Origin of the sequence: Alteromonas naphthalenivorans, from assembly GCF_000213655.1 — a bacterium.
In the GTDB taxonomy this organism is placed as follows: Bacteria; Pseudomonadota; Gammaproteobacteria; order Enterobacterales; family Alteromonadaceae; genus Alteromonas; species Alteromonas naphthalenivorans.
Window position 1 is genome coordinate 3325081 of sequence record NC_015554.1, and the last position, 12839, is coordinate 3337919.

The following is a 12839-nucleotide window of genomic DNA, read 5'->3' on the forward strand; positions in this document are numbered from 1 at the left end:
TTACATTAATTTTCAAGAATAACGGTAGCAACCGCATAGTGAGTTTCATCGGAAATGCTGATAACACTAGAGGTAATGGCTCGCTGTTCACACAGCATGGCAACCTCTCCAGTAAAGTGAAGTTCTGGCGCGCCTAAAGCATTGTTGCGCACTTCAATATGTTGCCAACTGACGCCGTTACCAATACCTGTACCTAACGCCTTCACCGTTGCTTCTTTGGCGGCAAATCGCTTGGCTAAATAGCGCACGGGCTCATTACTAGCAACATAAAGGTTAAGCTCGTAAGGCGTGAGTACACGTTTGGCGAGGCGCTCGGTAGTAGCGTCGCTTTTATTCAAACGTGCAATTTCAATAATGTCTGTGCCTAATCCAGCTATGGCCACAAGGTATTCTCTTTTTGGTTTTTAGCGTTAACTTTCAATTTTACTTGTTTAGCAACTTAGATGGATATGACGTTAGATTCCACTTCTTGCTTCTAACATGAGTTTACGCATATCAGCCACCGCAGTGGCTAAGCCATCAAACGCCGCTCTTGCGATAATCGCATGGCCAATATTCAACTCGATAAGTTGAGGGATAGCCGCAATCGGTTTCACGTTATGATAATGCAAACCATGACCAGCATTCACTTTAAGCCCTCGTTTATCGGCATACTCAATACCTTCTACTAATCGAGCTAGCTCTTCTTCAAGTTCGGCTTCACTGGTTGCTTCAGCATACTGGCCAGTATGAATTTCTATATAAGGCGCACCGCACTCAACCGCTGCATCTATTTGTTGTTTATCTGCATCGATAAACAAAGACACCAAAATGTTCGCGGCCGCCAAACGCTCGCATGCTTGTTTCATCACGGCCAAATTACCCGCTACGTCAAGACCGCCTTCAGTGGTTAGTTCTTCACGCTTCTCGGGCACTAAGCAACAAAATACCGGTTTAACTTCCTCGGCAATCGCTAGCATCTCGTCGGTAACCGCCATCTCTAAGTTTAGGCGGGTATTGATAGTTTGCGCCAAAATGCGTACATCTCTGTCTTTTATATGGCGACGATCTTCACGTAAGTGAACAGTAATACCGTCCGCTCCAGCGCGCTCCGCAACATCTGCTGCATGCACAGGATCGGGGTAGTTGGTACCACGGGCATTTCGAAGTGTGGCAATGTGATCGATGTTAACGCCAAGAAGAAGTGTACTCATTAACAGATACCTATAGTAGAACAAGCCTTTGGTAATCAGCGCTTCATAGTAAAGGCGCGTATTACCTATCTAAAATTGATTAAGCGCTATTGTAACAAACTTTCGAACCATCACATGGCAAAAAGCGTGATTAAATATGCGTAACACTTATTGTTTTATTACTTTCTAACCACAAACAATTCTCTACTTTTTAGTGGTTTATCGCCAATAAGCGGCTTGAGTAAATCACGGCATAGCACTTTGGCCACACGTTTACTCATAGGCGTAAATTCACCTTGTGCTAGGGCGAGTAGCGCACTACCCGGCAAGCCCTTGCGAGTATGGCTATTTGACACATCATCTGGCAGCGCACAAAAGCCAAATTCCGGCTGCAGTACATAGTGCTTTTCGGCCTCGATGGGCATTTCATATTCTACATCTTCAGTGAAATCAGGCAGTAATCCCATTTCATCTAGAAGTGACAGTTCAAACTTTCGCAGGGTAATTTCAATGTCATCATCGCTAAATAGCGCCGTAAGCGCCTGTCCGTAAGCCTCAAATACCGCATCACTGGCAAGGCCAGCAGGCATTATTCGATTGGTAAGTTCATTGAGGTACATAGCACAAAATAGCGGCGTGCCCACTAAATTAATGGATGGCGCGGTGCTTTCGACATGCCGCAAGTTTTTTAAATCAGATTTACCGGCAAGTTGTAGTTTGAGAGCTTGAAAAGGTTGAAGCAGACTTTTTTTATCAGACTTGCTGTTACGTACACCTTTCGCCACGGCACTCACTTTGCCTTGTTCTAGGGTAAAGAAATCGACGATATAACTGGTCTCTCTATAGGCTCGGCGGTGCAACACAAAAGCAGTCAACCAGTCGTTATTCATTCATTTTCCCGTATGTATTAGCAACTCTAACAGAGTAATGGGCTTAGCTTCGTTTAATGCGTACCACTTTCATGGTTTCAAACTCAATCCCTGCCACCTCTTCTACCTGTCGGTAGTAAGTGATATTGACCCGCGCCCCTTTTAGGCTTTGGTATAGCTTTTTTCGGCGATAAATAAACGGCACATCAATGCCTTCTAACATTACGGTGTTGCGCACCCAATCATCTTCTTCACGCTGGACGTGCGACACCACCTTCATATTATCTGATTGATTTAATTGGCCATGCTTGCTGATTAATTTGTCAGTCTCTGATTTCATATTATTCACCTTGCACCGCGTTGTATTCTGATATGCGAACCTTAAGCGCTTTGCCTTTAAGTACTCTAGCTGTTTGATTTATGCGCTTTCTAGCTGTTCGATAATAAGCTGTACCGACTCCTGGCCGCGAAATACGTTTACATCTAATCGGTAGGCAATGCGTACTTGTTTCACCATGGCATTGGGCCACGCTTTAATATCAATATTAAAGGCAATCGCATCCACTTCGCCAACCGAAGGCTCTCGTAGTACCAACTTTAAGTGTTTTTCACCCACCAGTCGCTGTTGCACTACTTGAAACTCGCCATCGAATAATGGCGATTCAAAGCCCTGCCCAAACGGGCCAGCTTGCCTAAGCAAATGGGCGAATGGCAACGATAGCTCTTGGCCCGTTAGGCTGCCGTCAGACAGTAACACTTGGTTACCGTCTAGTTTATCCATATGTTGCTTAGCAATATCGATGAACGCCTTTTGGAATGCGGCTAAATTAGCCACCGGCAAACTTAGCCCTGCTGCCATTGCATGGCCACCAAATTTGTCAATAACACCCGGAAAACGCGTATTCACTTCATCGAGTACATCACGAATATGCACCCCTGGAATAGAGCGAGCCGAGCCTTTTATTGTCGCCTCGTCTTGATGAGCAAAAGCGATAACCGGTTTCAAATACTTTTCTTTTAAACGCCCCGCCACAATGCCAATCACACCTTGATGGAAATCGGCTTGATACACCACTAACGCGGCAGGAATATCACCTTCAGCTAGGGACATTTTTTCTAGCACTTGTTCTGCTTGCGCCTTCATTCCGGTTTCTATTTCTCGGCGTTCACGGTTAAGTGCATCTAGCTCCGAGGCTATCATGCGAGCTTGCATAGTATCGTCTTCTAGCAGGCAAGCTATGCCTTGAGACATATCATCTAACCTGCCAGCAGCATTTAAGCGAGGGCCAATAACAAAACCTAAATCGGTTGAAGTAAGGTGAGCGCAATCACGGTTAGCCACTTCAACCAACGCTTTAATACCCGGTCTGCATTTACCTGCACGGATACGCTGCAGGCCTTGATGTACCAAAATTCGGTTATTTTTATCTAAAACCACCACGTCGGCCACTGTACCTACGGCTACAATATCTAGTAACGATGCCAAATTAGGCGCTGGAAGATTCTTTTTAGTAAACCAATTTCGTTGTTGTAGCTCGGTTTTAAGTGCAAGCATGATGTAGAACGCCACGCCAACCCCCGCTAAGTTTTTAGAAGGGAACGTACAACCTGGTTGATTGGGGTTCACAATAGCATCGGCAGGGGGAAGGTCGTCACCGGGTAAGTGGTGATCAGTAACAATAACCTCTATGCCCAAGGCTTTTGCATGCGTCACTCCGTCAATACAGGCAATGCCGTTATCTACCGTAATAATAACGTCAGCGCCTTGCTGCTTGGCGATATCCACAATAGGGACACTAAGGCCATAACCAAAATCGAAACGATTTGGCACCAAATAATCAACCTTTTTAAACCCCATCATATGCAATGAACGAATACACACTGCAATACTGGTCGCCCCATCGGCATCGAAATCACCCACTATAACAAGCGTCTTATCTTGCTCAATAGTGTCTGCCAGAATACTTGCCGCACCGGCCATGCCTTTTAACTCATTGAAATGGGTAAGGCCCTTCAGCCCATTTTCTAATTCGCTAATATCTTGCACATTTCTGCCGCGATAAATACGGTCTATTACAGGGTGCAAAGTAGAAGCAAGAGGGGCGTCACCAGTTTCACGGCGCACTACAGGCAATATCATCGACATTCATCACTACGGTTAATTAGAGGGTAATGATACCCAAGGGAATGAGGTAGGTAAAATCAGAACATAAAAAAACGCACCTAGCCTGAGTATTCACTTTTGCTACGGTGCGTTTTAAAAAATTAAAATTGGCGCTATTCGGCTTGCTCAATAGCCTGTGCAATCATACCTGCAGGTTGGTAACCTGGAATTAGCGAGCCATCTGGCAATACAATGTTAGGGGTACCGTTTACACCTAGTTTTTGTCCCAACAAATATTGCTCTGCCACTTTGTTAGCACATTTAGCGGTTGCCACATCGTTGCCCGCTTTTGCATCAGTTAATGCTTTTTGCGGATTTGCTGCACACCATACCGACACCATATCTTGGTAATTCTGGCTGTCTAACCCTGCACGAGGAAAAGCCAAGTAGTTTACCGTAATCCCCAAGTCGTTTAAGTCGCCCACTTCTTTATGAAGCTTGCGACAATAACCACAAGTGGTATCGGTGAAAACACTGATCACATGCTTTTCGTTTTTAGCTTTAAACGTAATGGCTGATGATTCCATTTCCTTCACACCTTCGATGCGAAGGTCCGAATAGGCGGCTTCGGTTTCATTACGCATGCCTTCATCTATATTGAGAATACGCGCCTGAACCAAATATTTAGCATCATCACTGACATAGAAGAAACCGCGATTGGTCGATACTTGTACCAAGCCTGGAATGGGTGAATCAGCAAGAGAGTCAACCTCTAGCCCCAGCATATTAGTCAGCTTACTCTTAATTGCCGTTTCATCTGCTGCGCTTGCGGCACTCGCGAAAAGGCTCGTAGTGAACACCATTGCAACCAATAAGCTAAATTTTACTACTTTCACTATATTTACTCCGACAGCAATCATGCTTTCAAAATATTAAAATGGGATATAACTAAGACCGCCCATGCAAGAGAAAAATTTCATTTGCGCATTTCACTAAAGCGATACTTAGCGAGTATTTAACGTAATGCTATCACACCACTCGCTGGGTAACACTGAAGTTTGCCTTGCCAATTAGTGGAGTTATCCCCTAGGGTGATGGCTGTGAATGAGCGTTTGTAAACGCTCGGTCGCCACATGGGTATAAATTTGGGTCGTCGACAAATCGCTGTGCCCCAACAACATCTGCACAACCCGCAAATCGGCGCCATGGTTGAGCAAATGGGTGGCAAAGGCATGACGCAAAGTGTGTGGAGACAGATGCTGTTCAATATTCGCTTTAACAGCATAATATTTAATACGATGCCAAAAAGTTTGCCGCGTCATTTTTTGACCACGTTTGCTCAAATACACATAGTCTGATTGCTTAGTGGCCAGCACGGGGCGGGCAGTTTTTATATACGTTAACAGCCATTCTATGGCATCTTCCCCAAGTGGCACTAATCTATCTTTATTACCTTTACCGGTAACCCGTACCACGCCTTGCTGTAAGCTTACCTCGCTCATTTGCAAACCGATAAGCTCACTTACCCGCAATCCTGTGGCATAAAGCACTTCTAGCATGCTTTTGTCTCTGCACTCTATCGGGTCTTCTATTAAGGGCGCAGCGAGTAAATCTTCAACTTGGCGTTCACTTAAAGAGGCAGGCAAAGATTTAGGTAGCTTGGGATTTGATAAGGAAGATATAGGGTTATCTACCCGTATTTGCTTACCGATTAAATACGTATAAAAGGCTCGTAGCGCACTCATTGCCCGTTGTGTGCTTCGCGCCGAAAGCCCCTTGTCGTGGCGGTAGGCAAGATAGTCTTGCATCATTTCAGTGGTCAGTACCGCAATGTCTTTAATGCCTTGGTTATTACAGAATATAGCCAGTTTAGTTAAATCGGTACGATAGCTTTGCTGAGTATGATCTGATAATCCCTTCTCAAGCCACAGCATGTCTATAAAGCCATTGATATGTGCCTGACTAGCAGCAGGCACATAAGTAAGCTCACGCGCCATTAAAAGCCACGCTTTTGCTTGATAAGCTCATAGGCAGACTGAATATCTTGGGTCTTTTTCTTCGCCATTTCCATAGCTTGCTCAGGTAACCCTTTCGAAACGAGTTTATCTGGGTGGTGCTCAGACATACGTTTTCGGTAGGCACGCTTAATGGTTTTTTCATCATCTGATGCACTAACACCCAAAATACGATAAGCATCATCAAGAGATTGTTTTTCGGTATAGGCGCTTTGTTGCGAAGAACGCTGACGTCCATTGGAGCCACTTTGTCCGCCTCGCTGCCTAAAGCGTATTTCAGCTTCAAACATGGAAATAAGATAATCGAGATCACGACGTCTAAAACCCAGTGGCTTCGCTACTTTTTCTAAAACCACATACTCTTCTTGGGTTAACTTGCCATCGGCAAATGCCGCTTGAATCAATATCTCCAAGAAAACTTGTAATATATCTCGGCGACCATGACTGGCCTCGTACAACCCTTTCAACGTATCAGTAATAGGGAAGTCTCTGGCTTTACCTTCACGAAATGCTTCTTGTGCTTCTTTTCGTGCATCACCGGTTAACTTCATGTCATCCATGAGTGCAGTAGCAATTTGAATTTCACGACTGGTTACTTTGCCATCAGATTTCGCTAAATGACCCAGCGCTGAGAACAAGCTATGAAAAAATACCGCTTGTTGCTTCATACTATTTTGATCGGTAAAGAAACGGCCAAACCCACCGAGTTGATTAAAGTCTTGGCTGTACGCCTTATCGAAGAAATGCCCTACGATTAGCCCTAAAATAGCGCCGGGGATTTTTAAAAACATAAACCCAAAAAGCACACCAAGGATTTTTCCCCACACGGCCATGTCAGTATTCTCCTGTAATCATTAGCGCATTATTGATGATGATTTTGCACTCAACCCACGTCTGAAATCGTTGTTTAAGCACTATGATCTGCAAGCCTTAAAAGGCTATAAAAATAAAGTAATCATTAGAAGTAGGTACAGCTTGACGCTTTTCAAGCTAAAAACTCGTCTATTCGCTTCATTAATTGAGACGATTTTTACCCAATAAGTCAGTAAATATGCGGTAAATCCCTATTTAGATAAAGAGAAATACGATTTTTTTAATCCAATGGTTGGTAAATACAACAGAAGTGCTTAGAATTGACGGCTAATTACATTGCGTTAACTGCCAACGCTACTAGGTTGGCGTATTATTAACTCTATGCAGAACTATATGTGTGCCTTAAGGTCACATCATTATAGTGTCAGCACCGAATAACAAAACAGGCCATTCACCACCGCATGAAAAAGACCTGCGCCATGCTTGTTTCCGCGACCTTGTCTACTCACGTCGCGTTTGCACAGGAAGCTAATCCAGAATCAGTCTCACCGCTAGCCTTTTGCTCGGTGGAGCCCATTGTCTTTAAAAGCTCAGCACTTATGCCGAAGGGGCATGTGAAAGTTGAAGCTAACCGAACTGAAATCATCGAAAATAAAGTAGCACTGTTTTCAGGTAATGTTGATATTACATCTGATAGCGCCATCATCAGTGCGTCTCAAGCACAAGTGAATGGCAATGGTGAAGACGTGCTAGCAAAAGGCGATGTGCATTTTCGCGATGCACAGTTAAGCGTAGAAAGTGATGCGGTGTCACTTCGTTCAAAAGAAGAACGCTTAGAAATGCAAAACACCCGTTATCAACTCACTGGGTTTGTTGGACAAGGCGCAGCCGAAGACATATTGGTTGATACCAATGAAGGTATTGTTTTAAAGGAAGTGAGTTTTACTACCTGCCCCGAAGGCCATGAAGATTGGATGATTCGGGCCAGTGAGATTAGCATTGAAAAAGGCACAGCATGGGGTAAAGCCAAACATACCCGCTTTTATGTCGCTGACGTTCCTGTTTTCTATCTCCCTTATTTCGCATTTCCAGTAAGTAATGAACGTCAAACGGGCTTATTGTTTCCCGAAATAACAAGCTCTAGCAATACCGGCATCGATTACACACAACCATTTTATTGGAATATTGCCCCTAATTTTGACATGACCATTTCGCCTCGGGTGATGACCCAGCGCGGTATTCAGCTAAATACAGAGTTTCGTTACCTAACCGAAAAAAGTGAAGGGACCGCGTACGTAGAATACTTGCCAAGTGACAGTGATATTGAAGGGTCTCCCGATCGTTATTTCTACCGTTTACAGCATCAAGGTCAACTTAACGATAACTGGGTACTGGGTATCGATTTCAATGGTTTGAGTGATGACAACTACATTGTTGATTTAGGCTCTGACTATTATAACAGCGCAGATACACACCTTTATCGTACCGTAAGCTTGGGTTATTACACCCGAGATCTCACAGTAAATATGCAAGTAAAAGACTTCGAAATATTGGGTGATACCGCCGACAGTTATCGTGCGCTTCCTGAAGTTAAAATTGATTACCGTACGCCTTTTGGCCGCTATTTCGAATTTAGTGTTAACTCTGAACTAGCGTATTTTGACAACACTTCTGAAACCGCGCCAACAGCAACCCGCTTTCATGTAGCCCCTACCCTTGCTATGCCTATTCGTGCTGCATGGGGTGAATTTGTTGCTGAAACCACCGTGTTGCAAACTGTCTATAAACAAGAAAATATTCAAGATACTGACTTAGAAGAAAATGTAGAGCGTACTTTAGGTCAAGCTCGCCTATTCGGCGCGCTGTATTTCGAAAAAGATTCCTCATGGTTTGGTCACGATACCGCCATGACGTTAGAACCTAAAATTCAGTATCTTTACACCTCATATGAAGACCAAACAGCGATTGGGCTGTATGATTCAACGCCTCTGTTAACCGATGTTGAAGGGCTATTCAGAGGGCAAGAATTTACCGGATTGGATAGAATTTCAGATAACAACCAAGTTACCCTTGGTATAACCAGTCGAATATTGGATAAAAACAATAGGGAACAATTTGTACTTAGCTTGGGTCAGATATTCTACCTTGAAGATAACAAGGTTATTGCCGCGACTAAAAATCAAGACCGTTCGGCGCTAGCCGCTGAGATGGACTGGCGCTTTAACAAAAACTGGTACGCCCATTCTGATATTCAAGTGACTACCGACACCGACAAAGTTGACTTAAGTAGTGTTGGCGTAGAATATCGACAAGATGCAAAGCGATTTATTCAGTTGAGTCACCGATATGTTCGTGACTTAAGTGGTGAAACCATTGACCAAGTGGGAATATCGGCGAGTTGGCCTATTGCTGAAAACTGGCAATGGGTGGGTAGAACTTACCGTGACATCGAGCGCGATAGAAGTATTGAGACTTATGCAGGTATTCAGTATGAATCCTGTTGTTGGGCAATACGCTTAGTGGCAGAAAGAAGTTTAAGCAACCGTTATGACTCATCGGGTGAACAATCTACCGACGATTTCGATACGGGTGTGTCATTACAATTTATATTCAAAGGTATCGGTACGTCTGGTACACAAAGAAGCATGTTACAAGATGGCATGTTTGGCTATCGTCAGCCATATAGTTTAAATTAATCCGTTGTAGCGTGGGGAGTAGCCCTACGTTAAGCATTAACCAATAATAAAAGAGTGAGTATGAAGTTCATAATCCGGGCCTTGTTAGTCAGTGCAGTGTTGTCGTTTAGCAGCTACGCGCAAGAAGTAATGCTTGACCGCGTAGCGGTTATTGTCGATCAGGGTGTTGTACTTCAAAGTGAAGTCGATGCACTCATGAACGATGTAAAACGAAACGCAGAGGCAAATGGGCAAGACCTTCCTTCTGACCGCGCACTGCGTACTCAAGCCATTGAGCGTTTAATCACCAAAAGTCTTCAATTGCAGATGGCACAAAGAATGGGTATTCAAATAAGCGACCCACAGCTTGAACAAACCATTGCAAATATTGCTGCAAACCAAAATACCACGGTAGATGAACTACGCAGACAATTGCGTTTAGAAGGCATCGCTTATGAAGATTACCGTGAAGATATACGCGAAGAAATCGTGATGGGTGAAGTACGTCGCGCGAATGTTCGCCGCCGTGTTTATATTACCGACCAAGAAAGAGAAACCCTTATTGAACTTATGGAACAACAAGGTGCAGAACAAGAAGAATACCGTCTAGGCCACATTCTTATTGGCTTTCCATCGGATCCTTCCGACGAACAAATCGATGCAGCAAGAGAGCGTGCAGACAAAGTACTTTCTCTATTAAATTCTGGGTCAGATTTTGCTAAAATAGCTATCGCATCATCATCAGGTAATGAAGCCTTAGAAGGTGGTGACATGGGTTGGTTGAACATTAACGCTATGCCTACCTTGTTTGCTGAAGCGATTCAGGGGAAAGCAAAAGACGAGCTGGTCGGCCCTATCCGAAGTGGTGCTGGTTTTCATATCTTGAAAGTATTAGATACTCGAGGCATTGAAAAAGTCACTATTGAAGAGGTTAACTCTCGTCATATCCTCGTTAAGCCTTCAATCATACTCAGTGAAGACAAAGCCAAAGCGATGCTAGTTAAATTCAGAGCTCAGCTTGAAGCGGGTGAAGTTGAATTTGAAGATCTTGCTAAAGAACATTCAGAAGATCCAGGTTCAGCCCTTAAAGGCGGCGAGCTCGGTTGGTCAGATCCAAACAACTACGTACCAGCTTTTAAAGACGCCCTTGCGCAATTATCAGCTGGTGAATACAGCGACCCAGTACGTTCAGTACACGGTTGGCACTTAATCCAATTAATCGATAGACGTGTAGACGACGCAACAGAGCGCCGCAAAGAAGACAAAGCGTATCAGCTTATTTTCAACAGAAAGTTCGCAGAAGAAACGGAAAACTGGTTACGTGAAATGCGCGACGCTGCCTACATTGAAGTTATCGAGTAATATATAGAGCATAAATGACACCGATAAAAATTGCAGTAACACCAGGTGAGCCTGCCGGTATTGGGCCAGACTTAATTATCAAGCTGGCTCAAGAATCATGGCAAGCTCAGTTAGTGGTATTCGCCGATGGCGAGATACTTGAAACCAGAGCGAAAGCACTTGGTTTACCGCTTACACTGCTTCCTTATGATGCATCAAACCCGCAGGTTCAGCCTGCGGGTTCGCTGTTTATTAAGCAAATTGATAAAGCGGCCGATGTGGTTGCAGGAACCTTAGATAGTGAGAACGGGTTATACGTAGTAGAAACCCTTCGACAAGCGTGCCAAGCAAACATGGAAGGCGACTTTCATGCGGTAGTCACCGGACCGGTGCACAAGGGCATTATCAATAAAGCTGGCGTATCTTTTAGTGGTCATACTGAATTTTTCGCGTATCAATCCAATACGATTGATGTTGTCATGTTGTTGGCAACAGAAGGCTTAAATGTCGCACTAGCTACTACCCATATTCCTTTAGAATATGTATCTCGCGCCATTACTAAAGAACGCCTTCACAAAGTGCTCCATATTATTAACACCGACTTTAAACTAAAATTTGGTGTTCGTAATCCGCATATTTACGTGTGTGGGCTTAATCCCCATGCAGGTGAAGATGGTCATATTGGTACAGAAGAAATTCAAACCATTATTCCGGCGCTAAACGAGTTACGTGAAGAAGGGCTAAATATTACCGGGCCACTTCCTGCCGATACGATATTTCAGCCTAAATATCTGGAAGATGCAGATGTTGTTCTTGCGATGTACCACGACCAAGGCCTTCCCGTGCTAAAATATAAAGGGTTTGGCGCTTCGGTTAACATTACCCTTGGCCTTCCATTTATAAGAACATCCGTCGATCACGGTACTGCACTAGATTTAGCAGGCCATGGTAATGCCGATCCTGGCAGTTTCAGAAAAGCATTGGAAAAAGCCATTGAGCTTGCACATCATCAACAATGAGTAAAACACATTTAGGCCACACGGCCAGAAAACGCTTCGGACAAAACTTCCTTCATGACGACTATGTGATTGGACAAATCGTGTCGGCCATTAATCCGCAACACGAGCAAAACTTGGTTGAAATCGGCCCTGGCTTAGGCGCGCTAACCGATCCTGTTTGCGATGAAGTTGAAGCACTTACCGTTATCGAGCTTGACCGAGATTTAGCTAAGCGTTTACGAGAACATCCGTTTAACGGCGATAAGCTAACTGTTATTGAACAAGACGCAATGACCATGGATTTCACTGAGCTGGCTAAAACTATGCCCGTGAAAGATAAAGGGTTACGCGTTTTTGGTAACTTACCGTATAACATTTCAACGCCGCTAATGTTTCACCTGTTTTCTCACGCAGCGTGCGTAGATGACATGCACTTCATGCTACAAAAAGAAGTGGTGAATCGTTTAGCCGCAGGGCATGGTTCTAAAAGCTATGGCCGATTATCGGTAATGGCCCAATACTATTGTAAGGTTATGCCGGTTCTCAATGTGCCACCAGGTGCCTTTAAGCCGCCCCCGAAGGTTGATTCTGCGGTAGTACGTCTTATTCCGCACAAAACACCGCCAGTAGATGTGGTTTCAGTAGCTACCCTTGAGCGAGTATGCGCGCAGGCGTTCAATCAACGTCGCAAGACAATACGAAACTCGTTAAAAGAAAGTCTTACTGAAACACAAATCAGCGAGCTGGGTATAAACCCAACCGTAAGGGCTGAAGTGCTATCCTTGCAGGATTTCGCCACCATAGCGAATGCAGTATCAGCGTTAGAAGAAGCACAAGAAAATTAAAGTTAGC

Annotated in this window: 12 protein-coding genes; 4 read left to right on the top strand and 8 right to left on the bottom strand. The window is 44.2% G+C overall.

The annotated features are described in order from the left end of the window. Nucleotides 1–5: 5 nt before the first annotated feature. From acpS to djlA, 8 genes are all read right to left on the bottom strand, one after another. Nucleotides 6–383: a holo-ACP synthase gene (gene acpS / locus AMBT_RS14520; protein ID WP_013785384.1), complete on the bottom strand. Its 378-nt coding sequence runs from the start codon at nucleotides 381–383 to the stop codon at nucleotides 6–8. 72 nt (nucleotides 384–455) lie between these two features. Further along, nucleotides 456–1193: a pyridoxine 5'-phosphate synthase gene (gene pdxJ, locus AMBT_RS14525; RefSeq protein ID WP_013785385.1), complete on the bottom strand. Its 738-nt coding sequence runs from the start codon at nucleotides 1191–1193 to the stop codon at nucleotides 456–458. Between the two features lie 158 nt (nucleotides 1194–1351). Continuing rightward, complete coding sequence (gene recO, locus AMBT_RS14530; RefSeq protein WP_013785386.1) at nucleotides 1352–2062, bottom strand: DNA repair protein RecO; 711 nt, start codon at nucleotides 2060–2062, stop codon at nucleotides 1352–1354. A gap of 43 nt (nucleotides 2063–2105) precedes the next feature. Then, the gene (locus tag AMBT_RS14535) at nucleotides 2106–2381 is read right to left on the bottom strand and encodes a hypothetical protein (protein WP_013785387.1); all 276 of its coding nucleotides are present in this window, start codon (nucleotides 2379–2381) and stop codon (nucleotides 2106–2108) included. Between the two features lie 78 nt (nucleotides 2382–2459). Next, nucleotides 2460–4181: a single-stranded-DNA-specific exonuclease RecJ gene (recJ, locus tag AMBT_RS14540; RefSeq protein ID WP_013785388.1), complete on the bottom strand. Its 1722-nt coding sequence runs from the start codon at nucleotides 4179–4181 to the stop codon at nucleotides 2460–2462. A 137-nt stretch (nucleotides 4182–4318) separates the two neighbouring features. Continuing rightward, nucleotides 4319–5041: a bifunctional protein-disulfide isomerase/oxidoreductase DsbC gene (dsbC, locus tag AMBT_RS14545; protein WP_013785389.1), complete on the bottom strand. Its 723-nt coding sequence runs from the start codon at nucleotides 5039–5041 to the stop codon at nucleotides 4319–4321. A gap of 183 nt (nucleotides 5042–5224) precedes the next feature. Further along, a complete protein-coding gene (xerD, locus tag AMBT_RS14550; protein ID WP_013785390.1) occupies nucleotides 5225–6142 on the bottom strand; it encodes a site-specific tyrosine recombinase XerD in 918 nt (305 codons plus the stop codon). Then, the gene (gene djlA, locus AMBT_RS14555) at nucleotides 6142–6993 is read right to left on the bottom strand and encodes a co-chaperone DjlA (protein WP_013785391.1); all 852 of its coding nucleotides are present in this window, start codon (nucleotides 6991–6993) and stop codon (nucleotides 6142–6144) included. The genes xerD and djlA overlap by 1 nt, the downstream gene beginning before the upstream one ends. Before the next feature lie 441 nt (nucleotides 6994–7434). Here djlA and AMBT_RS14560 point away from each other — a divergent pair, with 441 nt between their 5' ends. From AMBT_RS14560 to rsmA, 4 genes are read left to right on the top strand one after another with little or no spacing between them, the layout of a single operon-like run. Further along, nucleotides 7435–9669 (top strand): LPS-assembly protein LptD, encoded by a 2235-nt coding sequence (locus AMBT_RS14560; protein ID WP_013785392.1) that lies wholly within the window; start codon nucleotides 7435–7437, stop codon nucleotides 9667–9669. A gap of 60 nt (nucleotides 9670–9729) precedes the next feature. Next, nucleotides 9730–11010, top strand: a complete 1281-nt coding sequence (surA, locus tag AMBT_RS14565) for a peptidylprolyl isomerase SurA (RefSeq protein ID WP_013785393.1) — start codon at nucleotides 9730–9732, stop codon at nucleotides 11008–11010. A 14-nt stretch (nucleotides 11011–11024) separates the two neighbouring features. Next, entirely contained in the window at nucleotides 11025–12008 is a 984-nt protein-coding gene (gene pdxA, locus AMBT_RS14570; protein ID WP_013785394.1) for a 4-hydroxythreonine-4-phosphate dehydrogenase PdxA, read from the top strand. Beyond that, a complete protein-coding gene (rsmA, locus tag AMBT_RS14575; RefSeq protein WP_013785395.1) occupies nucleotides 12005–12832 on the top strand; it encodes a 16S rRNA (adenine(1518)-N(6)/adenine(1519)-N(6))-dimethyltransferase RsmA in 828 nt (275 codons plus the stop codon). The genes pdxA and rsmA overlap by 4 nt, the downstream gene beginning before the upstream one ends. Nucleotides 12833–12839 lie beyond the last annotated feature (7 nt).